This window comes from Streptomyces tagetis (assembly GCF_018069565.1).
Lineage (GTDB): Bacteria > Actinomycetota > Actinomycetes > Streptomycetales > Streptomycetaceae > Streptomyces > Streptomyces tagetis.
On the sequence record NZ_JAGPNL010000002.1, the window covers coordinates 483,728 to 509,342 of the forward strand.

At 75.0% G+C, this 25,615-nt stretch carries 23 protein-coding genes; 11 read left to right on the plus strand and 12 right to left on the minus strand.

The genetic code is table 11. From position 1 onward, the window contains the following. Window positions 1-17: 17 nt before the first annotated feature. Window positions 18-1,238: a methyltransferase domain-containing protein gene (locus J5Y05_RS32450; RefSeq protein WP_307853820.1), complete on the plus strand. Its 1,221-nt coding sequence runs from the start codon at window positions 18-20 to the stop codon at window positions 1,236-1,238. A 13-nt stretch (window positions 1,239-1,251) separates the two neighbouring features. Here J5Y05_RS32450 and J5Y05_RS10215 read toward each other — a convergent pair whose 3' ends face one another. Continuing rightward, window positions 1,252-1,647: a TOBE domain-containing protein gene (locus J5Y05_RS10215; RefSeq protein ID WP_210870572.1), complete on the minus strand. Its 396-nt coding sequence runs from the start codon at window positions 1,645-1,647 to the stop codon at window positions 1,252-1,254. Between the two features lie 119 nt (window positions 1,648-1,766). Between J5Y05_RS10215 and ctaD the strand changes: the two genes are divergently transcribed. Continuing rightward, window positions 1,767-3,446 (plus strand): aa3-type cytochrome oxidase subunit I, encoded by a 1,680-nt coding sequence (gene ctaD / locus J5Y05_RS10220; protein ID WP_210870575.1) that lies wholly within the window; start codon window positions 1,767-1,769, stop codon window positions 3,444-3,446. After that, the gene (gene ctaF / locus J5Y05_RS10225) at window positions 3,443-3,928 is read left to right on the plus strand and encodes an aa3-type cytochrome oxidase subunit IV (RefSeq protein WP_210870578.1); all 486 of its coding nucleotides are present in this window, start codon (window positions 3,443-3,445) and stop codon (window positions 3,926-3,928) included. The genes ctaD and ctaF overlap by 4 nt, the downstream gene beginning before the upstream one ends. Here the strand turns inward: ctaF and qcrB are convergent. Further along, complete coding sequence (gene qcrB / locus J5Y05_RS10230) at window positions 3,829-5,472, minus strand: cytochrome bc1 complex cytochrome b subunit (RefSeq protein ID WP_210870581.1); 1,644 nt, start codon at window positions 5,470-5,472, stop codon at window positions 3,829-3,831. The genes ctaF and qcrB overlap by 100 nt on opposite strands. A gap of 101 nt (window positions 5,473-5,573) precedes the next feature. Further along, complete coding sequence (locus tag J5Y05_RS10235; RefSeq protein WP_210870584.1) at window positions 5,574-5,930, minus strand: DUF6479 family protein; 357 nt, start codon at window positions 5,928-5,930, stop codon at window positions 5,574-5,576. Window positions 5,931-6,036: 106 nt separating this feature from the next. Between J5Y05_RS10235 and J5Y05_RS10240 the strand changes: the two genes are divergently transcribed. The 6 genes from J5Y05_RS10240 (at window position 6,037) to J5Y05_RS10265 (ending at window position 11,687) form a co-directional block, all read left to right on the plus strand. Continuing rightward, window positions 6,037-6,411 (plus strand): four-helix bundle copper-binding protein, encoded by a 375-nt coding sequence (locus J5Y05_RS10240; protein ID WP_210870587.1) that lies wholly within the window; start codon window positions 6,037-6,039, stop codon window positions 6,409-6,411. A gap of 56 nt (window positions 6,412-6,467) precedes the next feature. Next, window positions 6,468-8,030, plus strand: coding sequence for a phytoene desaturase family protein (locus J5Y05_RS10245; protein WP_210870590.1), 1,563 nt, complete (start codon window positions 6,468-6,470; stop codon window positions 8,028-8,030). Between the two features lie 106 nt (window positions 8,031-8,136). Next, entirely contained in the window at window positions 8,137-9,636 is a 1,500-nt protein-coding gene (locus J5Y05_RS10250) for an acyl-CoA synthetase (RefSeq protein ID WP_210870593.1), read from the plus strand. A 119-nt stretch (window positions 9,637-9,755) separates the two neighbouring features. Then, entirely contained in the window at window positions 9,756-9,998 is a 243-nt protein-coding gene (locus tag J5Y05_RS10255; RefSeq protein ID WP_210870596.1) for a DUF397 domain-containing protein, read from the plus strand. 145 nt (window positions 9,999-10,143) lie between these two features. After that, the gene (locus J5Y05_RS10260) at window positions 10,144-11,046 is read left to right on the plus strand and encodes a universal stress protein (RefSeq protein ID WP_210870599.1); all 903 of its coding nucleotides are present in this window, start codon (window positions 10,144-10,146) and stop codon (window positions 11,044-11,046) included. A gap of 143 nt (window positions 11,047-11,189) precedes the next feature. Continuing rightward, window positions 11,190-11,687 (plus strand): hypothetical protein, encoded by a 498-nt coding sequence (locus tag J5Y05_RS10265; protein WP_210870602.1) that lies wholly within the window; start codon window positions 11,190-11,192, stop codon window positions 11,685-11,687. Window positions 11,688-11,697: 10 nt separating this feature from the next. Here the strand turns inward: J5Y05_RS10265 and J5Y05_RS10270 are convergent, their stop codons facing one another. Next, on the minus strand, window positions 11,698-13,677 hold the full coding sequence (locus J5Y05_RS10270; RefSeq protein WP_210870605.1) for an N-acetylmuramoyl-L-alanine amidase: 1,980 nt from the start codon (window positions 13,675-13,677) through the stop codon (window positions 11,698-11,700). Between the two features lie 239 nt (window positions 13,678-13,916). Then, the gene (locus tag J5Y05_RS10275; protein WP_210870608.1) at window positions 13,917-15,047 is read right to left on the minus strand and encodes an aminoglycoside phosphotransferase family protein; all 1,131 of its coding nucleotides are present in this window, start codon (window positions 15,045-15,047) and stop codon (window positions 13,917-13,919) included. A gap of 263 nt (window positions 15,048-15,310) precedes the next feature. Here J5Y05_RS10275 and J5Y05_RS10280 point away from each other — a divergent pair, with 263 nt between their 5' ends. Next, on the plus strand, window positions 15,311-16,819 hold the full coding sequence (locus tag J5Y05_RS10280) for a DNA-binding protein NsdB (protein ID WP_210870611.1): 1,509 nt from the start codon (window positions 15,311-15,313) through the stop codon (window positions 16,817-16,819). A 182-nt stretch (window positions 16,820-17,001) separates the two neighbouring features. Here J5Y05_RS10280 and J5Y05_RS10285 read toward each other — a convergent pair whose 3' ends face one another. The 4 genes from J5Y05_RS10285 to J5Y05_RS10300 all read right to left on the minus strand — a co-directional run bounded on the left by J5Y05_RS10285 (window position 17,002) and on the right by J5Y05_RS10300 (window position 22,602). Beyond that, entirely contained in the window at window positions 17,002-18,351 is a 1,350-nt protein-coding gene (locus J5Y05_RS10285; protein ID WP_210870614.1) for a PAS domain-containing protein, read from the minus strand. Between the two features lie 304 nt (window positions 18,352-18,655). Next, window positions 18,656-19,675 carry a Gfo/Idh/MocA family protein gene (locus J5Y05_RS10290; protein WP_210870616.1) on the minus strand — a complete coding sequence of 340 codons (1,020 nt, stop codon included), beginning with the start codon at window positions 19,673-19,675 and terminating at the stop codon, window positions 18,656-18,658. A gap of 113 nt (window positions 19,676-19,788) precedes the next feature. After that, window positions 19,789-20,883 (minus strand): baeRF3 domain-containing protein, encoded by a 1,095-nt coding sequence (locus J5Y05_RS10295; protein ID WP_210870619.1) that lies wholly within the window; start codon window positions 20,881-20,883, stop codon window positions 19,789-19,791. A gap of 126 nt (window positions 20,884-21,009) precedes the next feature. After that, window positions 21,010-22,602, minus strand: a complete 1,593-nt coding sequence (locus J5Y05_RS10300) for an alpha/beta hydrolase (RefSeq protein ID WP_210870622.1) — start codon at window positions 22,600-22,602, stop codon at window positions 21,010-21,012. Window positions 22,603-22,921: 319 nt separating this feature from the next. Between J5Y05_RS10300 and J5Y05_RS10305 the strand changes: the two genes are divergently transcribed. Further along, the gene (locus J5Y05_RS10305) at window positions 22,922-23,602 is read left to right on the plus strand and encodes a chaplin (protein ID WP_210870625.1); all 681 of its coding nucleotides are present in this window, start codon (window positions 22,922-22,924) and stop codon (window positions 23,600-23,602) included. 135 nt (window positions 23,603-23,737) lie between these two features. Here the strand turns inward: J5Y05_RS10305 and J5Y05_RS10310 are convergent, their stop codons facing one another. The 3 genes from J5Y05_RS10310 to J5Y05_RS10320 all read right to left on the minus strand — a co-directional run bounded on the left by J5Y05_RS10310 (window position 23,738) and on the right by J5Y05_RS10320 (window position 25,304). Beyond that, window positions 23,738-24,217: a nucleoside deaminase gene (locus J5Y05_RS10310; RefSeq protein WP_210870628.1), complete on the minus strand. Its 480-nt coding sequence runs from the start codon at window positions 24,215-24,217 to the stop codon at window positions 23,738-23,740. 217 nt (window positions 24,218-24,434) lie between these two features. Beyond that, complete coding sequence (locus J5Y05_RS10315; RefSeq protein ID WP_210870631.1) at window positions 24,435-24,698, minus strand: GlsB/YeaQ/YmgE family stress response membrane protein; 264 nt, start codon at window positions 24,696-24,698, stop codon at window positions 24,435-24,437. Window positions 24,699-24,863: 165 nt separating this feature from the next. Then, window positions 24,864-25,304 carry an SPW repeat protein gene (locus J5Y05_RS10320; protein WP_210870634.1) on the minus strand — a complete coding sequence of 147 codons (441 nt, stop codon included), beginning with the start codon at window positions 25,302-25,304 and terminating at the stop codon, window positions 24,864-24,866. Window positions 25,305-25,615: the final 311 nt, after the last annotated feature.

Here is a 25,615-nt window from a genome sequence, read left to right on the forward strand (position 1 = left end):
GCGAGGAGGAGCGAGCGGTGAGATCGGACCCTGCGGCGGACGTACTCGTCCTCGAACACGGGCCGCGCGAGGCTCCGTACGCCGTCTCCGCGGCGCTGGAGTCGGCCGGGCTGAGGCCGCGCCGCTGCCGTGCCTGGGCGGGGGACCCGGTCCCGGACACTCCGGCGGACCTGGCCGCGCTGATCCTGACCGGCGCCCCCGAGACCGGCGCGCGTACCGGCGAACAGGCCCTGCTGGAAGCCGCGCTGGCGGCCGAGGTGCCGGTGCTCGCCGTGCACCGCGGCGCCCGGCTGCTGGCGGAGGCCGCCCGCGCGCGGGGGAGCGCGCCCCCGGCACCGGCCGCCGCGGGGGAGCGGCCGGACCGGGCCCGGTACCCCGATGTGGACGAGGTACGGATGTCCCTGGGCGCCCGTACCGACCCGCTCCTCGCCGGTCTGCCCGCCCTGGTGCGCGTCCCGCACCACCGCCGGCACGGCGCCCTCGCGCTCCCGCCGGGCGCCGCGCTGCTCGCCTCCTGCGACCGGCACCCCGTGGTGGCCTACCGGGTCGGCGGCTCGGCCTGGGGCCTGCTCTTCCCCCTCGGCGCACCGGGGCGGGCCGACGGCGTGCCGGCCCGCTTCGCCGCCCTCGTCGCGGAGCGCGCCGAACGCACCGCGACCCGCACCTTCTTCACCCCGCGCGCCGACGCCTGGGAGCGGCGCTTCGCCTCCGACGCCCCCGTCTACGCCGCCGCCGTCGCCCGTATGGGACTGCGCCCCGGCCGCCGCGCGCTGGACGTGGGCTGCGGCACCGGCCGCGCCCTGCCCGCCCTGCGCGCCCAGGTCGGCGCCCAGGGAGTCGTGCTGGGCGTCGACCTGACCGCGGCGATGCTCACCACCGCCGCCCGGGAGGGCCGCCGCGCCCACGCCGGGCTGCTCCTCGCGGACGCCGGCAGGCTGCCGCTGCCGTCCGGCGCGGTGGACGGCGTGTTCAGCGCGGGCCTCGTCGACCACGTGCCCGACCCGGCGGCGGCGCTCGGGGAGTGGGCCCGGGTGACCGCGCCCGGCGGCGTCCTGCTGCTCTTCCACCCCTCCGGCCGCGCCGAACGCGCCGCCCGCCACGGCCGGTCCCTCGACCCCGGAGACCTCCTCGCCGAGGCCAACCTGTGGCCCGCGCTGCGGGCGGCCGGCTGGCTCCCGGACCACCACGAGGACGCCCCGCACCACTTCCTGGCCCGCGCGATCCGCCCCGGCCCCTGAGCCCCGGCCGCGCTCAGGCGCGGTCGATGTGCACGTTGGTCGACTTCACCCGGGCGGTGGCCTCCATGCCGACCTCCAGCCCCAGTTCCTCCACGGCCTCCCGGGTCAGCAGCGACACCAGCCGGTGCGGGCCCGCCTGGATCTCCACCTGGGCGGCGACGTCCCCGAGCTTGACCGCCGTGACGATGCCGGGGAACGCGTTGCGCACCGACGTGAACGACGCCTCCTCCTCGGCCCCGCCGCCCTTGGCCAGCTCCACCGAGAACGCGGCCAGGTCCCGCCCGTCGATGAGACGGCGCCCGCCCTGGTCCCGGTGGGTCGCCACCCGCCCGGCGTCCGCCCACCGGCGCGCGGTGTCGGGACTCACGCCGAGAAGCCGGGCGGCCTGGCCGATCGTGTACGACTGCATGCCCGCCAAGATAGGCGATCCCCGTCCCCACCCCGACGCCACGGGCCGTGCCCGCCAGGTGGAGGAGTGGGCGGCGTGGTCCTCGGGCCGGGGGCGGGGGCGTGGGTAGCCTCCGCCGCATGGCGGTGGACAGCAGGACCGAGGAGCCGCCGCGCCGGGCGCCGGCGCGGCAGCGGACGGGGCGCACGCTCGGGCGGGCCCTGGTGCGGTGGACGTCGACGACCGATCACAAGGTGATCGGCAACCTCTACATGACGACGTCCTTCGGCTTCTTCCTCGCCGGCGGCGTCCTCGCCCTGCTGATGCGCGCCGAACTGCTCCGTCCCGGGCTCCAGTTGTTCACCCCGTACCAGTACAACCAGCTCTTCACCGTGCACGGCACCATCATGATGCTGCTGTTCGCCACCCCGCTCTTCGCCGGCTTCTCCAACGCGATCATGCCGTTGCAGATCGGCGCCCCCGACGTGGCCTTCCCCCGGCTGAACGCCCTGTCGTACTGGCTGTACCTCTTCGGCGGGCTGATGGTCGTGTCCGGGTTCCTGACGCCCGGGGGAGCGGCGGCCTTCGGCTGGTTCGCCTACGCCCCGCTGAACAGCGCCGTCTTCAGCCCGGGGCCCGGCGGCGACCTGTGGACCATGGGGCTGGTGGTGGCGGGCCTGTCGACCACGCTCGGCGCGGTCAACTTCATCACCACCATCCTGTGCCTGCGCGCCCCCGGCATGACCATGTTCCGGATGCCGATCTTCACCTGGAACGTGCTGTTCACCTCGATCCTCGTGCTGCCCGCCTTCCCGGTGCTCACCGCGCTGCTGCTGGCGCTGGAGGCCGACCGCAAGTTCGGCGCGCACATCCTCGACCCGGCCAACGGCGGGGCCCTGCTGTGGCAGCACCTCTTCTGGTTCTTCGGCCATCCCGAGGTGTACATCGTCGCGCTGCCGTTCTTCGGCATCGTCTCCGAGATCATCCCGGTCTTCAGCCGCAAACCGATCTTCGGCTACGTCAGCCTGGTCGGCGCCACCATCGCCATCACCATGCTCTCCGCGGTGGTCTGGGCCCACCACATGTTCGCCACCGGCGCGGTGCTGCTGCCGTTCTTCTCGATGACGTCGTTCCTCATCGCCGTGCCGACCGGGGTGAAGTTCTTCAACTGGATCGGCACCATGCTGCACGGCTCGCTCTCCTTCGAGACGCCCATGCTCTGGTCCTGCGGCTTCCTGGTGACCTTCCTGCTCGGCGGCATGAGCGGCGTCCTCATCGCCTCGCCGCCGCTCGACTTCCACCTGACGGACTCGTACTTCATCGTCGCGCACCTGCACTACGTGCTCTTCGGCACGGTCGTCTTCGCCATGTTCGGCGGCTTCTACTTCTGGTGGCCCAAGTTCACCGGCAAGATGCTCGGCGAACGCCTCGGGAAGATCCACTTCTGGACGCTGTTCGCCGGCTTCCAGACCACCTTCCTCGTGCAGCACTGGCTCGGCGAGGGCGGCATGCCCCGCCGGTACGCCGACTACCTGCCCACGGACGGCTTCACCGCCCTGAACACCGTCAGCTCCGCCGGGGCCTTCCTCCTCGGCGCCTCCACCCTGCCCTTCCTCTACAACGTGTGGCACACCCACCAGTACGGCCGGCGGGTGGAGCGCGACGACCCCTGGGGGTACGGCCGCTCCCTCGAATGGGCCACGCCCTGCCCGCCCCCGCGCCACAACTTCACCTCGCTGCCCCGCATCCGCTCCGAGTCCCCGGCCTTCGACCTCCACCACCCCGCCGTCCGCCGGACCGACCGGAGGCAGGAACAGTGAAGACCGAATCCCGCCTGTTCGCCGGGGTCGCCGCCTTCTTCGCCGCCACCGCGATCGGCTACGGCTGGTTCTCCGCCGAGCCCGCCGGCACCGTCGCCCTCGCGCTCGCCTGCCTGATGGCCTCTCTGGTCTCCTTCTTCCTGCGGGTGCAGCACCAGAAGCGGGGACCGCGCGCGCAGGACCGGGGCGACGCCGAGGTCGCCGACGCCGTGGGCCCGCTGGAATTCTTCCCGCCGCACAGCCCCTGGCCCATCACCGTCGCCCTGGGCGCCATCGTCCTGGCGAACGGCATCGTCTTCGGCCTCTGGCTCGTCCTGATGGGCTTCGGCCTGCTCGCGTTCGCCGTCTGCGGACTGGTCTTCCAGTACGCGCGCCGGGGCGCTCAGCGCTCGGGACCGGCCGCCGGCACGTCGTCCGGCGCCGCGTCCCCCGGGGCCGCCGCCGGGTCCGCCGATTCCCCCACGTCCACCCGGTCCCCGTGATACCACTCGCTCAGCGTCGCCCGTAACCGTCCCACCCGCGGTGACTCCTCCCCGGCCGCGGCGGCGGGGGCGAGCGGCAGCGGCTCCCGGCGCGAGCGCAGCACGTGCCGCTCCTCGGCCTCCAGCGGCGTGCTGTCCTCCACGTAGCCGCCGGTCAGCGTCTGCCGCAGTTCGCCGGTCTCCTCACCGTGTTCCAGCCGCTCCCGCTCGTGCTCCTGCAAGGCGAGGCAGACCCGCTTGGTCACCATGAGGGCGAGCGGCGGCAGCACCACCAGACAGACCCGGAACACCCACGTCAGCAGGTTCAGCGAGAGGTCGAAGGTGCGGGCGAGGATGTCGTTGCCGCCGGCCGCGGTGAGCACCGCGTAGAAGCAGATCGCGGCCACGCCCAGCCCGGTCCGCACCGGCACGTCCCGGGGCCGGTCGCACAGGTGGTGCTCCTGCCGGTCACCCGTCACCCACCGCTCGAAGAACGGGTACGCGTAGAGCACCGTGAACAGCGCCCCCGGCAGCAGCACCGCCGGGACCAGCACGTTCCACATCAGGGTGTGCCCCGCCAGCGACGTCTCGAAGGGCGGCATCAGCCGCAGCGCGCCCTCCAGGAAGCCGACGTACCAGTCCGGCTGCGAACCCGCGGAGACGGTGTCGGGCCGGTAGGGGCCGTAGACCCAGATCGGGTTGATCTGGGCCAGCGCCGCGATCACCGTGAGGACCCCGAACACCATGAAGAACAGGCCCGTCGAGCCCGCCGCGAACTGCGGGAACAGCGGCTTGCCCACGACGTTGTGCCGGGTGCGGCCCCGCCCCGCCCACTGGGTGTGCTTCAGGTAGAAGACGAGGATCAGATGGACGGTGACCAGCGCCAGCAGCAGGCCGGGGATGAGCAGGATGTGCAGCGAGTACAGCCGGGGGACCAGATCGTGCCCCGGGTACTGCCCGCCGAACACGAACATGCTGACGTACGTCCCCACGACGGGGATCGAGAGCATGATGCCCTGCGCGATGCGCAGCCCCGTCCCGGAGAGCAGGTCGTCGGGGAGCGAGTACCCGGCGAACCCCTCGGCGAGCGCCAGCAGGAACAGCGTCACGCCGATCATCCAGTTGACCTCACGCGGCCGGCGGAACGCCCCGGTGAAGAAGACCCGCAGCAGATGCACCCCGATGGCGGACAGGAACACCAGCGCCGCCCAGTGGTGCACCTGACGGATCAGCAGCCCGCCGCGCACGTCGAAACTGATGTCCACCGTCGACCGGTACGCCTCCGACATGGTCACCCCGACCAGCGGCTGGTACGAGCCGTCGTAGACCACGTCCGTCATCGACGGGTGGAAGAACAGGGTGAGCCACACGCCGGTCAGCAGCAGGACGACGAAGCTGTACAGGGCGATCTCGCCCAGCAGGAAGGACCAGTGCTCGGGGAACGCCTTGCGCAGCAGCACCCCGCCCTCGGACACGGGGAGACGGCCGTCGGCCCAGGTGACGGTGTGTTCGGCCGTGCGGCGGGCCCGCGCGCCGGCGCGGGCCCTTCTCCTCTTCAAGACCACGGCGCATGGGTTCCCGCACCCCACCGCAGGAAACTACGCCCCCACCCCGGCTGGAGTACCCGGCCCCCGCCTCTGGTCCCCCTTCCGGACCCGCCCCGTGGTCAGTGCCCGCCCGGACCGCCGCTGCCGAAGGAGCCGCTGCTTCCCTCGTCCCAGCGGCGCCGGTCCTGCCCGGGGGCGGTGCGGCTGCCCTGGTGCCGCAGTTCGTGCGGCAGCGTCCGGTCGTCGTCGCGGGGCATCTCGTCGGGCTCCCGCTGCTCCCGGACCTCCCCGACCGGCCCCTCCTCGGGCAGCCTCGGCTGCTCCCCGGACGTCGGCGGGGGCGGCTCGCGCCGCTTGAGGCGGACACCGTACGCGAAGGCCCCGATCAGCACCGCCACCACCACGACGGCCGCCACCACCAGTGCCACGCTCGCCGCGCCGGACCCCGCCGCCGACTCCATCCATGCGTCGTCCATGGAGCGCGGGTACCCTCCGCGACCGCCGCCAACCCGTACCCCGGCCGGAGGCGGACCGCGCCCCGGGGCCGGGTTTGGCGGCGTACCTCGCGGCAACCCGCCGGGTGTGACCCCGCCAACTTCCCAGCAGGAACTCTTCCGTTTCCTGGAGGACCGGTTCGCCTGCGCCCAGGCGTGCGGCGAGTGCGCCAGGAACACCGCGCTGCGGGCCGGCCTCGTGGACCCGGACGGGACGGAGAGCCGGGACCACGCGCGCCGCCAGGGCATCACGTGCGCCGAGGTGTGCGACGCCACGTGCCGGATGCTGTCCGACCAGAACCAGGTGGACGAGGACGTGCTCCGCGCCCAGCTCGACTGGTGCGTGAGCGTCTGCCTGGAGAGCGCGCACGTCTTCGACGCCCACGCGGGTGCCGAGGACAGCGCGCGCTCCTGCCGTGACTGCGCCCGCGCCTGCGGCACCTTCCTGGCCACCCTGCGCTGAGCGGGCCCCGGCGCCGCGCCCTGGCCCGGGGGAGCGTCCCCGTGTTACCAAGGGCCATGACCGCACCGCGGGTATCGCGCAGCCATGACGTCGTCGTCGTCGGAGGCGGGCACAACGGGCTCGTCGCCGCCGCCTATCTGGCCCGCGCCGGACGCAGCGTCCTGGTGCTGGAGCGGCTGGACCACACCGGGGGCGCGGCCGTGTCCACCCGGCCCTTCCCCGGCGTCGACGCCCGCCTCTCCCGCTACTCGTACCTGGTCAGCCTCCTGCCCCGGAAGATCCTGCGCGATCTGGAGCTGGACGTCCGGCTGCGCGCCCGCGCCGTCTCCTCGTACACGCCCGTCGAACGGGACGGACGGCCGGCCGGACTGCTGGTCGGCGGCGACGAGGGGCGCACCCGGGAGTCCTTCGCCCGGCTCACCGGATCGGACCGCGAGTACGGGGCGTGGCGGCGCTTCCACGCCATGACCGGCCAGGTCGCCCGGTCCGTCTTCCCGACCCTCACCGAGCCCCTGCCCACCCGCGCGGAACTGCGCCGCAGGGTCGGCGACGAGGACGCCTGGCGCACCCTGTTCGAGGAGCCGCTCGGGGTGGCGATCGAGGAGCGCTTCGCCGACGACCTGGTGCGCGGCGTCGTCCTCACCGACGGGCTGATCGGCACCTTCGCCGACGCCCACGACCCCGGCCTGCGGCAGAACCGCTGCTTCCTCTACCACGTCATCGGCGGCGGCACCGGCGCCTGGGACGTGCCCGTGGGCGGCATGGGCGCCGTCACCGACGCCCTGGCCGGCGCGGCCCGTTCCGCGGGCGCCGTGCTCGCCACCGGCCACGAGGCGGTCCGTATCGACACCGACGGGCACACCGCCGAGGTCACCTTCCGCTCGGAGGCCGGCGAGCGGGTCGCCGCCGCCCGGCACGTCCTGGTCAACGCCTCCCCGCACGAACTGGCCGCCCTCACCGGCGCCGCACCGCCCCCGCCCGCCGAGGGCGCCCAGCTCAAGGTGAACATGGTGCTGACGCGGCTCCCGGCCCTGCGCGACCCCGGCACCGACCCGCGCGAGGCGTTCGCCGGCACCTTCCACATCGCCGAGGGGTACGGACAGCTCGCCGCCGCCCACGCCGAGGCGTCGGCCGGCCGGCCGCCCACCGCCCCGCCGAGCGAGATCTACTGCCACTCGCTCACCGACCCCGGCATCCTCGGCCCCGGCGCCCGGGGACTGCACACCCTCACCCTCTTCGGACTGCACACCCCCGCCCGGCTCTTCGCCCACGACCACGACAGGGTCCGCGAGGAACTGCTCGCCGCCACCCTCGCCCAGCTCGACGCCCACCTCGCCGAGCCCCTCGCCGACTGCCTGGCCACCGACGCCGACGGCCGCCCGTGCATCGAGGCCCGCTCCCCGCTGGACCTCGAACGCGATCTGCGGCTGCCCGGCGGCAACATCTTCCACCGCGACCTGTCCTGGCCCCACGCCCAGGACGGCACCGGCCGCTGGGGCGTGGAGACCCCCCACCCGAACGTGCTGCTCTGCGGGGCGGGCGCGGTGCGCGGGGGAGGGGTGAGCGGCATCCCCGGCCACAACGCGGCGATGGCCGTCCTGGAGGCGGACCGGGGATGACCCCGGCCCCAAGCCTCGGCAGGCCGCGCCGCGGGAACGTCGGCCCCCGCCCCGCCCCGCGTACATCCCTTGACCCCGGCCCCGCGGCCACCGAAGATCGGCAGGCATGACGCACGGACACCGCAGCACGGTCGACGGGGTGCTCCGGCGCAGCGCCCGCCGCACCCCGGCCCGCGTCGCGATCGAGTACCGCGACCGCTCCTGGACCTACGAGGAACTCGACGCCGCCGTCTCCCGCGCGGCGACCGTCCTGCGCGAGCGGGGCCTGTCCCCCGGGGACCGCGTCGCCGCCTACGGCCACAACTCCGACGCCTACCTCATCGCCTTCCTCGCCTGCGCCCGCGCCGGTCTCGTCCACGTCCCGGTCAACCAGAACCTGACCGGCGACGACCTCGCCCACATCCTCGGCCAGTCCGGCAGCGCCCTCGTCCTCACCGACCCCGCCCTCGCCGGACGCCTCCCCGCCGGCGTCCCCGCCCTGGCGCTGCGCGACGCCGACGACTCGCTGCTCGCCCGGCAGGCCGGCGCCGCCGCCCACGACGGCCCCGAACCGGGCGGCGAGGACCTGGTGCAACTGCTGTACACCTCCGGCACCACCGCCCTGCCCAAGGGCGCGATGATGACCCACCGCGCCCTGGTCCACGAGTACCTGAGCGCCATCACCGCCCTCGACCTGAGCGCCGGCGACCGCCCCGCCCACGCGCTGCCCCTGTACCACTCGGCACAGACCCACGTCTTCCTGCTGCCCTACCTCGCGGTCGGCGCGACGGGCGTCATCCTCGACGCGCCCGACGGCGACGTGCTCTTCGACCTGATCGAGGCCGGCCGGGTGGACAGCCTCTTCGCTCCGCCCACCGTGTGGATCGGCCTGGCCAACCGCCCCGACTTCGAGAGCCGCGACCTCACCGGCCTGCGCAAGGCGTACTACGGGGCGTCCGTCATGCCCGTCCCGGTGCTGGAGCGGCTGCGCGCCCGCCTGCCGGAGCTGGCCTTCTACAACTGTTTCGGCCAGAGCGAGATCGGCCCGCTGGCCACCGTCCTCGGACCCGACGAGCACGAGGGCCGCATGGACTCCTGCGGCCGGCCCGTCCTCTTCGTCGACGCCCGCGTGGTCGACGAGGAGGGCGCGGACGTGCCCGACGGCACCCCCGGCGAAATCGTCTACCGCTCCCCGCAGTTGTGCGAGGGCTACTGGGACCGCCCCGAGGAGACCGCCGAGGCGTTCCGCGACGGCTGGTTCCACTCCGGCGACCTCGCCGTGCGGGACGCGGACGGCTACCTCACCATCGTCGACCGGGTGAAGGACGTCATCAACTCCGGCGGCGTCCTGGTCGCCTCCCGCCACGTCGAGGACGTCCTCTACACCCACGAGGCGGTCGCCGAGGCCGCCGTCGTCGGACTGCCCGACGAACGGTGGATCGAGGCGGTCACCGCCGTCGTCGTGCCGCGCGGCGAGGTCACCGAGGAGGAGCTGATCGCCCACGTCCGCGGCCGGCTCGCCGCCTTCCAGACGCCCAAGCGGGTGCTGTTCGCCGAGGCCCTGCCCCGCAACGCCAGCGGCAAGATCCTCAAACGCGAGCTGCGGGACCGCCTGGCCGCCCCCTGAGCCGCGCCGCCCGCCGGGGTGCCCGCCGGCCGCGAGAACGCCACCCGCCCGTGGCCTGTTCGGCACCCCGGCCCGGTCGCTAGGCTGACCGCGCCGAACCACTCGGGAGGAGCACGGACGTGGCCGAGAGCACCACCCAGCACCATCCCCGCGCCGGCTGGGACAAGCCGGACCTGGACCTCAGCGACGCCCAGTGGCGGCCCGGCAGCCGCGGCCACGGGGACGTCCAGATCGCCTTCGTCGAGGGCTTCGTCGCCCTGCGCAACGGCGGCAGCCCGCACAGCCCGTCCCTGATCTTCACCCCGGACGAGTGGGGCGCCTTCGTCTCCGGCGCGCGCGAGGGCGACTTCGACCTCACCTGAGGGCGGCCCGCCCATCCGGGGGTGTCACCCCGGAGTCTCCGGACACGTGATCTTCGGCACCCTCCGAGGACGTCCGTATCCGAGCGGGGGCGGCCCCGGACGGGGGATGATGAACGGAAGAACATACTCCGGAGGTGAGGACCCCATGAGCACCCTGCCGGTCATCGCGGCGGTCGACGGTTCGCACGACAGCCTGCGCGCCCTGGACTGGGCCGTGGACACCGCCCTGCTGCGCAAGGCGCCGCTCCGGGTGGTGCACGTGCGCCAGTACGCGGCCTGGCCGCAGGCCGACGTCCTGGTGGCCGGTCCGCCGGACACCGGAGAGGACCCGGTGCTCGACGAGGCCCGCCACCACCTCGCCCAGCGCGCCGGGCTCCCCCCGATGGAGTACATCGCCCTGGAGGGCGTCCCGGGCGGCGTCCTGCCGGAACTGGGCGCCGACGCGCAACTGCTGGTCCTCGGCTCCCGGGGACGCGGCGGCTTCACCAGCCTCCTGCTCGGCTCCAACGGCCTGGCCTCGGCCCGCGACGCCGTCTGCCCGGTCGTCGTGGTGCCCCGCCCCGGCCGCGAGGTGCACGGCGAGGCCCCCGCCCAGCAGGGCCCCCGGGTGGTCGTCGGCCTCAATGTCGACAGCCCCGACGAGGCCACCCTCGCCTTCGCCTTCGAGGAGGCCGCCCGGCGCGGCGCCCGCCTCCAGGTCGTCGCCGCCTACCCCTGGCCGGTGCAGAGCTGGGCCGCGGCCGGACAGATCGTCGCCCCGGCCATCGACGAGGCGTCCATCGCGAGCGAGACCCGCACGCTGGCCGAGCAACTCCTCGCCCCGCACCGGGGACGCAACCCCGAGGTGCGCGCCGAGGCGTTCCCCGTGCCCGGCGACGCGGCCGGTCACCTCGTCGCGGCATCCCGCGACGCCGACCTGGTCGTCGTCGGCCGGCACCGGCGGCGCCTGCTGGCCCCCGCCCGCATGATGGGCTCGGTCACCCACGCCGTCCTGCTGCACGCCGCGGCCCCGATCGCGGTCGTGCCGCCCACCCCCGCCGAGGAGTGACGCGGCCGGCCCGCCGGGACTCCCGGCGGGCGCCTCGGGGTCCCACGGGGGCGCCTCGGGGGCGCCTCGGGGGGCGCGGAAGACGTCCGCCGAGTGCGCCGCCCGCACGCCGCGCGCCGGGCCCGGCCACGTACCATGGCGGCATGTCGTTCCTCCGCCGCCGCAGCGCCACCCCCGCCGGGCCCGACTTCGACGTACTGGCCATGGACCCGGGTGACTGGCCCGGGAATCTCGGCGCCGGCCTGCTGCCGGCGCCCGACGGGAGCTGCCAGGGCGTCTTCCTGCGCTACGACCTGTTCGGCGGGCGCGGGCCCGCGATGATCATCGGCAATCTGCCGCAGGGATCACCGGCCCGCGACCTCCCCGAGGGGGAGATCCCGTTCGAGGTCGGCCAGCTCCTGCTGGCACTGGAGAACGACGACGAGGTGAGCGTCGTCGGCTCCGAGGACGTGCCGGTCATGCAGGGCGACAACCTGCTCATCGTGCGCCGGCTCAAGCTCTCCGAGAGCCGCGTCTCCTGCGTGCAGTTCGACCGCAGCGACGACGTCCTGGTGACCATCGCCGCCTGGGACCGCCCCATCACCGACGACCTGTACGCCCTGCTGAAACCGCTCCCGCCGGAGCTGTTCCAGCAGGGCTGAGCCACCGTCCTCAGGCGCCGCCGCCCACGAGACGCACGTCGGCGGCGCGCACGTAGGCGATCCGGTGGCCGAACTGGATCTCGTAGTAGAGGTCCTTCCCGGTCACCACCCGGTGGGAGGCCGGGTCGAACGTGGGGGCCCAGAAGTACTCGCCCGGCACCTTGTCCCCGGCCACGTACCGCTGGCCCCGGGGCAGGGTGTACGGCAGCGGGGTGATCTCCTGCACCGGCACCCCCGCCGGATAGGCCGCCGCCTCCGGGTAGGCCCGCCCGTACACCGGGACGCTCTCCAGGCCCTCGCGCGGCGTCACCGTGCGGCCGGTGCCCGGCACGGCCGCCGGACGCGACGACGGATCGCGGAACCACGCCTTCTGCCCGAGGTACCAGATGGCCGTCCACTCCCGCCACCGGTCGGCCACCGCGAACCGCTGGCCGGTGGAGACGCGGGACGACAGGTCGTTCACGCCGGTGGTGGGGGCGCCGCCCAGGCCGACGTCCTCGATCAGCGGCGACGACGCGTCGTGGTCCGAGTGGAGCCGCACCGCGCTCGAACCGTGCGGCGCGCACGCCTCGCCGGCCGTCTCGCAGCCCGTGTACTCCGGGCGGTTGGCGGCGTAGTCGGGACGGATCGTGACCACGCCGGACCCCTTCGGGCCGGTGGCCTCGAAGGGCCGGCCCAGCAGCCGGAAGTAGTGCCGCCAGTCCCAGTAGGGGCCCGGGTCGGTGTGCATGCCGGGGACGGTGGCGGGGGTCGGGCCCGGCACGTTGTCGTGGCCGAGGATGTGCTGCCGGTCCAGCGGGATGCCGTACCGCCCGGCCAGATAGGCCACCAGTCGCGCGGAGGAACGGTACATCGCCTCCGTGTACCAGGAGTCCGGCTCCGCGAGGAAGCCCTCGTGCTCCAGGCCGATCGAGTTCGCGTTGACGTACCAGTTGCCCGCGTGCCAGGCCACGTCCTTCGCCTTGACGTGCTGGGCGATGTGGCCGTCGGTGGAGCGCAGCGTGTAGTTCCAGGAGACGTACGCCGGGTCCCGCACCATGTTCAGGACGCCGTCCCAGGTGCCCTCGGTGTCGTGCACGACGATGTACCGGATGCGCTGCGAGGCGGGCCGGTCGCCCAGGTCGTGGTTGCCGTAGTCGTCGTCGCCCAGTTCCTCGTACGGTGCCGGGACCCACTCGCACGAGACCGACCTCGGGCATTCGGTGCCGGCCCGGGAGGCCGTGCGCAGCCCCACCCGGGCGAGCTGCGCCGTGTCGGGGGCGAGCGCGGGCCGGGCCGGCAGGGTGACGCGCTGGCCGGCGTCGGTGGTGCGCCGCTCCCCGGCACGGATCACGGCGTACACCTCGTCGGCGTAGGCGGCGGCCGAGGCGGTGTCGTCCGCGCCGGAGAACCGGGCCACCGCCCCGTACCAGTCGGCCGGGTCCTCGCTCGGCTCCCGGCCCAGTTCGCGCTGGGCGGCGGCGAGCAGCGCCGCGCCGCCGGCCACGTTGGCGGCCGGGTCGGTGCGCAGTTCGGCCGGGTCCCGGCCGGTCAGTCCGGCCGCCCTCGGCAGGGTGGTCAGCCGGGCGGGCAGGTCGGCCGGGAGCGGTACGGCCCCGGGCCGCGGCCGGGGGCGGGCGTCGTCGCCGCGCGGGTCCTCGCCACCCGTGTCGTGGTGGGAGCTGCCGGTCGTCGCGGTCCGCGCGTCGGTGAGGTGCATGGGGCCGTAGCCGCCGGTCACGCTCGGGGCGCCGCCGTGGGCGTCCCAGCGGGACTGGAGGTAGGAGACGCCCAGCAGCACGCTCTGCGGCACGTGGTACTCGGCCGCCGCCGCGGCGAACGCCCGCTGGAGCCCGTCCGGCGGGTCGGCGGGCCCGGCGCCGGGGCCGGCGGCGGAGGGGGCGGCGCCGAGCAGCGGGACGAGGAGCGCGGCGACGGCAAGGGCCGTGGCCGGGGCGCGTGGGCGACGGCGGGCGGGGGTGGGCTCGGGGGCGGTGACGGGTCCTCGCAATGCGGCCTCCAGTGACGGTCGGGGCGGAGCGGGGCGTGCGGGGCCGAGCGTGCGTCAGTGGTACCCGACACCCGACGACCCGTCAATCATGCCGAGGCGCCGCCCGATTCCCCCGGCACACGCACCCCCGGGCGCGTTCCGCAGCGGGCACCGCGTCGGCTCCCGCACGCCGAAGACCGCGGGGCGCCCCCCCCGTAGACAGGGGGCGCCCCGCGGTCAGGTCCGCGCTCGTGCGTTCGTCAGCGGGTGCCGACCGCCGCGCGCACGGCCCGTCGGGCCGTCTGGCAGTCGTCGTGCAGCCGCCGCAGCAGCAGCCGCTGCTCCTCACCGGTGGCCACGGCGCCCGGGTGGCCCGGCGCCGCCGGGGCGGTCTCCCGCATCGACCGCTGCACGGCCATCTCGTAGGTACGGATCTCCCGGGTCAGCACCAGCATCAGGTTGACCAGGAACGCGTCGCGGGCGGCGGGCCCCGACGACTGGGCGATCTGGCTGATCTGGCGGCGGGCCGCGGGCGCGTCACCGAGGATCGACCAGAGCGTCGCCAGGTCGTACCCCGGCAGGTACCAGCCCGCGTGCTCCCAGTCCACCAGCACCGGCCCGGCCGGCGACATGAGGATGTTGGACAGCAGCGCGTCGCCGTGGCAGAACTGGCCCATGCCCTGGCGCCCGGAGGTGTGGGCGATGCCGTGCAGCAGCTTCTGCAGGTCGCCCAGGTCCCGGTCGGTGAACAGCCCCTGCTCGTGGTAGCGGGAGATCCGCTCCGCGTAGTCCAGCGGCGCGTCGAAGGTGCCGGCCGGCGGACGCCAGGCGTTGAGCCGGCAGACCGCGCCGAGCGCCGCCCGGATGTCCGCCCGCGGCGGGGCCTCCACCGGGTGCCGTTGCAGGGCCGTGGGACGGCCGGGCATCCGCTCGATCACCAGCGTGCAGTCGTCCGGGTCCGCCGCGATCAGCCGCGGCGCGCGCACCGGCGGACGGTGCCGGACGAAGGAGCGGTAGGCCGCTATCTCGTGCCTGATCCGCTCGGTCCACACGGGGGAGTGGTCCAGTAAGCACTTGGCGACCGCGGTGCTGCGCCCGGTCGTGCCCACCAGGAGCACGGAGCGCGCGCTGCGCCGCAGGACCTGCACCGGGGCGAACTCCGGGCAGATCCGGTGCACGGAGGCGATCGCCGCGCGCAACGGGGCCCCCTGCGGGCCGGACATGTCGATCCTGCCGCTGAGCGGCTGGGTGCCGGGGCCGCGCCGCGCCCTGCCCGCCCCGAGCACCGGGGCCGCGGGACGCGCGGGGGCGAGGTAGGGGCCGCCGGCCGCCGGCTGGCGGGGGTGCGGCGGCCGGGGCGGCGCGGACACGGAGGACGATGCTGCGTACATGGGCGGAACAGATCCCTTCGTGTGCCTGCTGTGCCTGCCTGAAAAGCGGTGCCTGTCCGAAAGGCATCGCGCTGCCCCGGCCGGTTGCCGGGAACCACCCTGGGGAGTGGCCCCCGGCAACCGGGCCGGGGTGGCGCATTCCTACCTGACACCCCTCAGCCCCTGGCACACCATCTGGCGCACCCTGGCGAACGGTGGCGAATAGTCGCCCGGCAACGTGCCCCGGGCTACTGTCAACTCAGCCGAGAACCTGGGGGCTTGACGTGAGCAGAGAACCCAACACCCGCCTGTCGGACCTGTTCGGCCTGGCCGGCTGGTCCAAGGGCGAGCTCGCGAGGCTGGTCAACCGGCAGGCGGCGGCCCTGGGCCACCCGCAACTGGCGACCGACACCTCGCGGGTGCGGCGGTGGATCGACATGGGGGAGATCCCGCGCGATCCGGTGCCGCGGGTGCTGGCGGTGCTGTTCACCGAGCGTCTCGGCCGTGTCGTGACCATCGAGGACCTCGGTCTGGTCCGGCACGGGCGTGCGGGGAAACGGCAGGGCGGCGGGAGCGAGGAACATCCCGACGGTGTGCCGTGGGCGCCCGAACGGACCGCCGCGGTCCTCACCGAATTCACGGGAATGGACCTCATGCTCAACCGACGCGGCTTGGTGGGCGCGGGCGCCGCGCTCGCCGCGGGTTCCACACTCACCAGCGCCATGCACGACTGGCTGCACACCGACCCTGACCTGGTCGCCGACGCTTCCGACAGCTCCCGATCCCTGCACGCCGACCCCGCCGGGTACGACCGCTACGAGGCCGCCCCCATCGGGTCGCAGGAGATCGAGGAACTGGAGCGCTCCGTCGAGGTGTTCCGCGCCTGGGACGCCGCCCGCGGCGGCGGCCTCCAGCGCAAGGCCGTGGTGGGACAGCTCAACGAGGTGGGCGGCATGCTCGCCTACCACCACCCGCCCCATCTCCAGCGGCGCCTGTGGGGCGTCGCCGCCAACCTCGCCGTCCTCGCGGGCTGGATGTCGCACGACGTCGGCCTGGAGCCCACGGCCCAGAAGTACTTCGTCATCGCCGCCCACGCGGCCCGGGAGGGGGGCGACCGGCCGCGCGCCGGGGAGGCCCTCTCCCGGGCGGCCCGGCAGATGGTCCACCTGGGCCGGCCCGACGACGCCCTCGACCTGATGAAGCTCGCCCGCTCCGGTTCCGGCGACGAGGTGCTGCCGCGCACCAGGGCGATGCTCTTCACCATCGAGGCGTGGGCACAGGCGTCGATGGGCAAGGGCCAGGCCATGCGCCGGACCCTGGGCCAGGCCGAGGACCTCTTCGTCTCCGACCGGCCGCACGAACCCGCCCCGGACTGGATGCAGACCTTCAAGGAGGAGGACCTCTACGGCATGCAGGCCCTGGCCTACCGGACGCTCGCCGAGTTCGACCCGGGGGCCGCGGTGCACGCCCAGCACTTCGCGGAGAAGGCGCTGGCCCTGCGGATCGACGGCCGCCAGCGGTCGAAGATCTTCGACTACCTGTCGATGGCCTCCGCCTGCTTCATCGGCGACGATCCCGAACAGGCGGACCGGTACGCGCGGCTCGCCCTGGTGTCGATGGGCTCCAACTCCTCCCAGCGCACCTGGGACCGGCTGCGCCAGATGTACCGGCTCACCGCCGAGTGCGCCGGCTACCCGAGAATCCGGGAGCTGCGCGAGGAGATCGAGCGGGCGCTGCCCAGGACCCGGCAGCTCAAGGGAAGGGGGACCGGCGCCGGGACCGCCCCGGCCTGACCCGGCACACCGTCACGACCGGGCAGCGGTCACGGCCGTGCGCCGTCATGCGCGTCGCGCCGTCACGGGCGGCGCGTCGTCGGGGCGGGACCTCCCGGCGCTCCCGGTGCCCCGCCCTGCTGGTGCCCCGCCCTGCCGGTGTTCCGCCCTGGCACTCTGCCCCGTCCCGCCCGCCGGTCCCGTCAGGCCGTCACCCGGGCGGCCAGCACGCACGCGTCGACCGCGCCGCCGGTGCCGTCGCCCCGGCCGCTGTCGTCCTTGCCGCCGAACTCCTCCGTCACCATGCGGACGCCCTCCCGCGCCGTGCGGGCCCCGGAGAGCCGGGGGGCCAGGGCGAGCAGCCGGTGGGCGAGGGCGGCCGAGGCGTGCCCGGGGTGCTCCGCCACCGGTCCGCCGCCGTGGAGGAGCAGCAGGTCACCGGCGTGGAGGGTGGCCGTGGTCCGCCCGTCCAGCACCCGCCCCGTTCCGCCGCGGAAGAGCAGCGGGGCGGGGTGTCCGGTGTGCGCCCACACCAGGGTGCGGGTGCCGGGGCGGTAGCCGCAGCACAGGGTGGTGCCCGGGGCCGGCGTCGCGGGGGCGCCGAGCAGGAGGGCGAGCCGGTCCGCCAGCTCCTCGGGCCCGACACCGGCGAGCGCCATGCCGCGCAGCGCGCCGATCACCAGGGCCGGGCTCCGCGCCGGACCGGCCCCGGCGGCGAGGCACCCGATGCCGAGCAGGGTGTCGTCGCCGGGGAGCGCGCAGGCGTCGTACCAGGCGGTGCCCGCGGTGGCGCCGGCCGGGCCCGGCAGATGGGCGGCGGCCAGGTCCAGGCCCGGCCGCCCCTCCTCCGGGAAGGGCAACATCCCCTGCCAGGGCGGCGGTTGCGGATCGGGCGCCCCGGGCGCCGGTGGCGGGGGGAACCGGAGCGAGGCGTGGGTCTCGCTCACCGCCCGCTCGGTCAGGCGCAGTTCGCTGACGTCCCGCAGCACCGCCCACATCGAGGCGGTGCCGCCGTCGGCGTCGAGCACCGGCTCGCCCATCATGTGCACGGTCCGTACGGCGCCGTCGGGGCGCACGATGCGGAACTCGCCGTCGATCGACCGGGCGTCGACCAGGCAGTCGGTGACCATCGCGGTCAGCCGGGGCCGGTCCTCGGGCAGCACCAGCGAGGGCAGCGCGTCGAGGCTCAGCGGCGCCTCGGCGGGGTCGCGGCCGAGGATGAGGTACAGCTCGGAGGACCAGTCGGCCTCGTCCGTGAGCAGGTTCCACTCGGCGCTGCCGACCCGGCTGAGCAGGGAGGAGGGCCGGGGGAGGGGCTCCGGGCCGTCGCGCAGCCGGGCCAGGTGGTCGTCGAGGTCCCGCAGGTGGTGCAGGGCCAGATCGCACAGGGCGCGCTGCCAGCGTCCGCGCGGGTCCGTGTCGTCGTCCTGGCTGTCCCGCCGTACGGCGTCCACCTCGCCGCGCAGCCGCCGCGCCTGCGATATCAGGGCCTCGACCGAGCCGCGCCCCGGGGGCTGGGCGGCCGGGCGGTCCGCGGACAGGTGGGACGGCATGACGCACTCCGATGTGCTGAGGGTACGACCAGGGCGGAACCGATGCTGGCGGAAGGGCCGCTACGACTGTGGCACAGCCCCCCACGCGCTGTAAGGGATTTGGCGACACACGATACGGGGGTGCTTTCGGCATATGCCACCGTCTCCCCGGAGTGACTTCGGCACGTGCGCGGCGTAGCCGCCGGGGCCGTCAAGTCGTAGCCGGCCTACGCGACTTGACGGTGGCGCGGGGTGTCCCGGCCGGGTTCGTCCGCGCGTTCGAGGGATGGCTGTTCCCCGTGGTTCCCCGGCGGCGCCGTTCCCGTCACGCCGGGTGGTAGAGCGCGGGGCGGGGTGCCAGGTGGACGGTGCTGCGGGTGCCCGTCTGCAGGGCGCGGACCCCCGCCTCGGCGGTCGCCGCCGCCACGTAGCCGTCCCAGGCGCTCGCGCCGGTGACCCGGCCGCGCCGGGTGGCGTCGACCCAGGCCCGCACCTCGCGGTCGTAGGCGTCCGCGAACCGGACCAGGTAGTCCTGCGGCACCTCCTCGCGGACCGTGCCCGCCGCCGTGACCGCCAGGCCGGGCGCCTGTCCGAGCCGGGCGCTCCCCTTCTCGCACACCGCCTCGCAGCGGACCTCGTACCCGGACCCGCAGTTGACGAAGATCTCCACGTCGACCAGGGCGCCGCCGTCCGTCTCCAGGACCACGAACTGCGGGTCGAGCAGCCCCTCGGGCGCGCCCGGGGACGGCCGGGGCCGCAGCACGCTCACCGCGGCCGGCTCCTGCCCGAGCAGCCAGCGGGCCGCGTCGATCTCGTGCGCGACGGAACTCTCGATGAGCATCGCGGAGGTGAAGCCCGGCGGGGAGGAGACGTTGCGGTGGACGCAGTGCAGCATCAGCACCCGCCCCAGCGAGCCCCCGTCCAGCACCGACTTCAGCCGCGCGTACGCGGTGTCGTGGCGCCGCATGAAGCCGATCTGGGCCAGCCTGCGGCCGAGCCGCGCCTCCGCCTCCACCACCCGCAGCGCGCCCGCCGAGCCCGGCACCATCGGCTTCTCGCACAGCACCGGCAGCCCCCGCGCGAACGCGGCCAGCAGCGCCGCCTCGTGCGCCTCGCCCGGCGAGGCGATCAGCACGGCCTCCACCCCGGGCGCGTCGAGGGCGGCCTCCGCCTCCGTGAGCGCCTTCGCCCCGGCGACGCCGGCCACGGCCGCCTCGGCCCGCGCGGGGTCCGGGTCCGCGACGGCGACCACCCGCGCGCCGCCCACCGTCCGGTCCAGGCGCCGTACGTGATCGGCGCCCATGTGCCCCGCGCCCAGGACCGCCACACCCAGCAGTTCGCCCACGCCCCTCGGCTCCTTCCCCGGGTCCGCCCCGCACCCGCGCCCGGCGGGTGTGGCTGTGGCGAACAGGGTGTCACGGCCGTCAAGGGGACGCGGCCCGGCGCCGGGGCCCCGGCTCAGTAGCGCAGCACACCCGCGATGCCGTCCGCCGCGCCGAGCGCGCCGTCCGGGACGAAGCGGACCTCGGCCCCGGTCTCCAGGCACTGTTCGACGATCTCGTCGACGATGTCCTCGCGGGCGTCCGGATCGCCGTCGGCCGCCGGAACGAGGTGGGCGCCGTCGTCCCGCACCGTCACCCGGTAGTTCTCCTCGACCGCCAGCAGCCGTACCCGGCCCTCGCGCACGCTGCGCCACAACTCGTCGACGCCGGCCGCGAAGTCCTTGCGCCCCCGGGCCGCCTCCAGCTCCCGGGCCACCGCGTCGGCGGCGCCGCGCGCCTCGGCGTCCAGCACCGGGCGCACCACCTGCCACACGGAGTCGGGCGTGCCGTGGGCGAGCCCGCCGTGCGGCACGGACACCGCGTCCCGCAGGACGGTGCCGGTCTCCTCCAGCAGGGAGAGCGCGGGCTGCGGCCCGGTGACGTAGACCGGGCGCGGGTCGGCGCGCAGCACGCGGCCCATCGCGGTGTCGGCCTCGCGCAGGAAGGCGCGGGTGTCCTCGTCGCGGAAGGCGCTCGGCGTGTCGCCGATCCGTTCCACGCGCTCGGGGTCGAAGTTCGGCTCCGGACGGTCCATCGGGAAGCCGCCGGCGTGCTCCTCGACGACCCGTTCGGGGCCGCCGCTCCACAGGGTGACGCGGTCGGCGGCGACCGACAGCACCCAGAACGGGCGGCCGGCGGCGTGCGCGGCGACGAGGTTGCGGGTGAGGAAGGTGTCCGAGAGCACGACGCGCTCGGGCACCGAACGGGTGAGGGTCCAGACCTGGTGCTCACCCGGGGCGGCGAAGATCGCCAGCCCGTCCTCGGCGTGCGCCAGGTCGACCTCGGCGAGGGCGCGGTCCAGCTCCCGGGAGACCTCGGCGCGTCGCTCCCGGGTCACCGCCGGGTCCTCCTCCAGGCGTCGTTTGGCCTCGGCGACCACATTGCGCAGCCGGACCGGGTCCTGGGAGTTGTCGGGGGCACGCCGGTGGGTGGGCGTCAGCAGGGACACCGCGGGGTACGGGCGCGGCCGGCGCAGTTCGGCGAGGGTCGCGGGACTCAGATCGTGCTCCATGTCAGCACCATAGGCCGGGCGGACGTATCGGGCATTCGGGGCACCTGGCGGGCGGGGTCCCGGCCGCGCGGACCGGTCCCCGCACGGCTAGGCGCACGGCCGTGCGGACGCCGGGCCGGCCCCCGGTCAGCCGGTGCCCTCCCCGCCCTCCGGCCCGCACGAACTGCCGTCGGGCGGCAGGGAGCCGTAGAGCAGGAAGTCGTCCACCTTGCGGTGCACGCAGCGCGAGGAGGCGTAGCCGGTGTGGCCCTCGGAGCGGTTGTCGAGGACCACGGCCGAGGACCCGAGCCGCTCGGCCGTCTCCACGGTCCAGCGGTACGGCGTCGCCGGGTCGCCGCGCGTGCCCACGAGCAGCATCTTCGCCGTGTCCACGTCCTTGACCCGCTCGCGGATGTAGTCGGTGCCCGCGGGGCGCCCGTAACACATCAGGACCTGGGTGAGCCGGTAGCGGCCGAAGACCGGGGAGGCCGCCTCGTACCGCTCGCGCAGCGGGCCCAGGGAGCGCAGCACCCGGTCGGCGCCGGGCCGGTCGGGGTCGTCCGCGCAGTTGATCGCCATCAGGGCCGAGGGGAGGTTGTCGCGGGGGACGTCCTCCTCGTCGGTGAGCCCGCCGCCGTCCCGCCCGCTCCCGGCGGACCGGAGGGGGAGGCCGACACCGCCCGAGACGAAGTTCTCCAGCCCCCGGGTGTCGCCGTCGTCGGTGAGCTGCCCGATCGCCCGCTCCAGCGAGGGCCACAGCTCCCGGCTGTACAGGCCCTGCACGATCGCGCCCACCAGGTCCTGCCCGGTGAACTCCTGCCCCAGCGCGGTCGGCACCGGGTCGGCGTCGAGCGAGCGCACCAGCCGGACCACCTGGCGGCGCGCGTCGCGGGCGTCCTGGCCGAACGGGCACGCGATGTCCTCGACGCACCAGTCGAGGAAGTGCTCCAGCGCCGTCTGCTGGCCCCGCGCCCCGGCGAGCCCCTGCTCGGCCAGCGGTTCGGTCAGCGTGTCCACACCGTCCAGCGCCATCCGGCCCACCCGGTCGGGGAACCGGGCCGCGTACACCGCGCCCAGCCGGGTCCCGTAGGAGAAGCCCAGGTAGGTGAGGCGGTCGTCGCCGAGCGCCGCGCGGATGACGTCCATGTCGCGGGCGGAGTCGACCGTGCCGATGTGCCGCAGGACGGGCCCGGAGTGCCGGGCGCACTCGGCGGCGGCGTCCCGCAGCCGCCCCAGCACGGCCCGCGGGTCGGCCATGTCCTGGTCCCCGCCGGTGGCCTCCATGATCTTCTCGGTGGCCGGGCCGCAGGTCACCGGCGAGGACCGGCCGACGCCGCGCGGGTCGAAGCCGACCACGTCGTAGCCGTTGGTCAGCGGCATGAACGCCTTGCCCGCGGAGGCGAGCGCGCTGACGCCGGAACCGCCCGGCCCGCCGAAGTTCAGCACCACCGAGCCGCGCGCGGGACCGGTCGCCCGGTAGCGGGCGAGGGCCAGGTCGAGGGTGCCCGCGCCGGGCCGGGCGTAGTCCAGCGGGACGGTGACCTTGCCGCACTGGAGGTCCTTCGGCACCTCCAGTCCCCGGCAGGCCGACCATCGGACCTTCTGGTCGTAGAAGCGGGACAGGCCGGGTCCCCCGTCCTGAGCGGCGGCGGGCACACCCGCGCCGAGCAGTGCCAGGCCGAGCGCGCCGGTGGCCGCGCGGCGTCGGACCGAGGACCGTATCGACAGCTTGGCCGGCATCGATGCCTCCCGGGCGCCCCGTCGCGGACCGGTCGTCGACGCCCTCGCTCACCATAAGCGGGCGCCGCGGGGCTCGCCTCCGGGCACATCAGGGGCCGCGCCCGGTGCCGCGCGCCGGCCGTTCCCGCACCGCGCGCCGGGCCGGACTCGTCCCGCGCGCCGGGGCCCGTCCGGTGCGGCGCGGGCCGTCTTCACGGCACGTTCGAGGCCGGCCACCCGATGGGGTGAAAGGCCGGGGGGCCATAACCCGGCGCGGGGGCTCGGCGTTTACCCGGTGCGGGCGAGTGCCCGTGAGCAAAGTCTGGAAGGCAGGGACCTGATGAGAAGGGTGACCCGAACCGGTGTCCTCGCCGTCGCCGCCTCCGGGGCGATGGCCGTGACGCTCCCGGCGTGCGCGGCCTTCGCGGCCGACGGCGCCACGGCGGACGGTACCGCGGCCGGTTCCCCCGGAGTGCTCTCCGGCAACACCGTCCAGCTCCCGGTGGACATCCCGGTGAACGTGTGCGGGAACACGGTCGACGTGGTGGGGCTCCTCAACCCCGCCATGGGCAACCGCTGCGCCAACGTCTCGGACGGCGGCCACGCGGCGGGCGGCGGCAGCTCCGGCGGAGCCGTCGCCGAGGGCGTGGCCGAGGACTCGCCCGGCGTGCTCTCCGGCAACGGGGTGCAGTTGCCGGTGCACGTCCCGGTCAACGCGACCGGCAACAGCGTGAACGTGGTCGGGATCGGCAACCCGGTCTTCGGCAACGAGTCGGTGAACACCACCGGCGAGCGCCCCGAGCGGCCCCAGCGCCCGGAGCGTCCGGCGCCGGAGCCGCCCGCGCCCGCCGAGCACCGCGCCCCGCCCCGGCCGGCCCCGCGGGCCGAGCCGCCGCAGACCACGGCGTCGCTCGCCCACACCGGCACGGACGAGGCGCTGCCGCTGCTCGCGGGCGGGGCGGCCCTGGTCCTCGGCGGCGCGGTCCTCTACCGGCGCTTCCGCCACCACGCGGCGGCCTGACCGGACCGCCCTCGCGCCGGTCCCGGCCCCACACGGGACGGCGCGGCCCTCACCCGGCCGGCGCACGGCTGACCCGGTCCGCGCGCCACCCGGTCCGAGCCCCACCCGGTCCGCGCGCCCCTGCCGAACCCCGGCTCAGGCGCCGTGGAACCGGCGGTGCAAGGCGCGGATCTCCGCCGTCAGTTCCGGCACCGGCCCCTCCACCACCACGTCCGGCGCCACCTCGCCGACCGGCAGCGTCCGCACCGGAGGCCGCCCCACGCCCAGCTCGTCCAGCCAGCCGGCCAGTTGCGCCGACGAGGCGACGTACACGATGCGCCCGAGGCCCACCCACGCGTGCGCCGCGGCACACATGGGGCAGTGCTCACCGGAGGTGTAGACCGTCGCCGCCGCCCGCTCGGGCTCGCTCATGTGGGCCGCCGCCCAGCGCGCCAGCTCGAACTCCGGATGCCGGGTGCGGTCACCCGAGGCCACCCGGTTGTGGTCCTCGGCCAGTACGGTGCCGTCCGCGCCGACCAGCACCGAGCCGAACGGCTCGTCGCCCGCCTCCAGCGCCTCGGCGGCCAGCTCCACGCAGCGGCGCAGATACGTCAGTTCGGTGTCCTTCACGGCCATGGCGTACGGCCCTCCTCGCGGTGTCGTCTCCGCCGCGAACCCTACGTCCTGCGCCGCCCGACCCCCGGTCCGGCACCGCCGACCGCGCGTGGGCGCCCGCCGTGCCCGGTCGGCCGTGCGCCCACCACCCCGTGGGCCCCGTACACGCGAGGCGGCACGCCGGTCCGGCGTGCCGCCAGGCACCGCGTCGACACCCTGCCGCCCCGGGCGGGGTCCCTCAGCGGCCCGCCTTCGACCGGTCCAGCGCGGCCACGCCGACCGCCGCCAGGCCGATCTGTATCAGCCACTCGATCCAGTCCACGCCCTTGGTGTCGGCCACCCCGAAGGCGCTCGCGATCCACGAGCCGATCAGCGCGGCCACGATGCCGACCAGGATCGTCCACAGGACGCCGATGCGCTGGCGCCCCGGGACGACCAGCCGGCCCAGGACACCGATGATGACGCCGATGACGATGGCACTGATGATGCCGTCGATCTCCACTTCCGCCCCTCTCCGTCAAGACCCCCGCGGGATTACGTCTGCCCACTGGCGGCGACGGCACTCCGCCGGAGCCCAACCCCCTTGCCCGTACGGGTCGTTGAAGCGAAGGCCGCGGGCCGGCCCGGCAGTCCGGACCGGCCCGCGGCCGGGAGCGCCACTCGTGGCCTAGTGCCTGGGGGCGCTCCTGGCCGCCGTCCCGGCACAGACCAGCCCCAGCGCCAGGGCCAGGCCGCCGATCACGGCGTTGTTCCAGATGACGCCGGCGTCCGGGTGGGTGCCGACGATCCATGGCGAGATGATCATCCACACGCCGACCGCGCACATCGCCCAGCTCAGGCCGTACATGCGTTCCGGGGCCCGGGTGAAGCCGAGGGCCAGCAGACCGATGGCGACGCCGATGATCAGGTTGTGCGCCACCAGCGGCGGCTGGTTGGCGGTGAAGTGGACGATCCACGGGGACACGGCACAGTAGAGGCCGAGCAGGAACACCGGCCCGTCCACGAGTGCCACGTCGCGGCCACCGAGCATACGGGCGTAGCGGGCCCGCATCTCCGGGGCGTCGGGATGGGTGGCGATGTCACCTCTTGAGTGCGAGACGTTGGCCATGAGTCGTCTCCTTCGTGACTGGCAAGGCCTATCGCGGCGGACGATCCGAACTCACGCCGCGCACATCCATTGTGCTCTTATTCGCCCCTTATGTGTAGGTCTGGGACGGGTGGGAGATGCCCGCGATCCGGTACGCAACGGTCACCGCGTCCCCGGTGTGCGCGGGTCGGGGGGATTGTCGGCCAACTCCGCCCGGCGCGGGGCCGGTTCGGCTTCGCTGAAGGGAAACGGCCGGAATTGGTCTACACCCTTGACTGGTACAGACCAACGCGGTTGAGTGTCGTCCCCACCCCCCACCACGGTCGCCCCAC

Coding starts and splice junctions, on each gene's coding strand:
- J5Y05_RS10295 (WP_210870619.1), bottom strand. CDS start 20,883: ATGGAGCACGATCTGAGTCCCGCGACCCTCGCCGAACTGCGCCGGCCG.
- J5Y05_RS10260 (WP_210870599.1), top strand. CDS start 10,144: ATGAGCACCCTGCCGGTCATCGCGGCGGTCGACGGTTCGCACGACAGC.
- J5Y05_RS10320 (WP_210870634.1), bottom strand. CDS start 25,304: ATGGCCAACGTCTCGCACTCAAGAGGTGACATCGCCACCCATCCCGAC.
- J5Y05_RS10250 (WP_210870593.1), top strand. CDS start 8,137: ATGACGCACGGACACCGCAGCACGGTCGACGGGGTGCTCCGGCGCAGC.
- J5Y05_RS10245 (WP_210870590.1), top strand. CDS start 6,468: ATGACCGCACCGCGGGTATCGCGCAGCCATGACGTCGTCGTCGTCGGA.
- J5Y05_RS10265 (WP_210870602.1), top strand. CDS start 11,190: ATGTCGTTCCTCCGCCGCCGCAGCGCCACCCCCGCCGGGCCCGACTTC.
- J5Y05_RS10300 (WP_210870622.1), bottom strand. CDS start 22,602: ATGCCGGCCAAGCTGTCGATACGGTCCTCGGTCCGACGCCGCGCGGCC.
- J5Y05_RS10310 (WP_210870628.1), bottom strand. CDS start 24,217: ATGGCCGTGAAGGACACCGAACTGACGTATCTGCGCCGCTGCGTGGAG.
- J5Y05_RS10215 (WP_210870572.1), bottom strand. CDS start 1,647: ATGCAGTCGTACACGATCGGCCAGGCCGCCCGGCTTCTCGGCGTGAGT.
- J5Y05_RS10305 (WP_210870625.1), top strand. CDS start 22,922: ATGAGAAGGGTGACCCGAACCGGTGTCCTCGCCGTCGCCGCCTCCGGG.
- ctaD (WP_210870575.1), top strand. CDS start 1,767: ATGGCGGTGGACAGCAGGACCGAGGAGCCGCCGCGCCGGGCGCCGGCG.
- J5Y05_RS10235 (WP_210870584.1), bottom strand. CDS start 5,930: ATGGACGACGCATGGATGGAGTCGGCGGCGGGGTCCGGCGCGGCGAGC.
- J5Y05_RS10275 (WP_210870608.1), bottom strand. CDS start 15,047: ATGTACGCAGCATCGTCCTCCGTGTCCGCGCCGCCCCGGCCGCCGCAC.
- J5Y05_RS10285 (WP_210870614.1), bottom strand. CDS start 18,351: ATGCCGTCCCACCTGTCCGCGGACCGCCCGGCCGCCCAGCCCCCGGGG.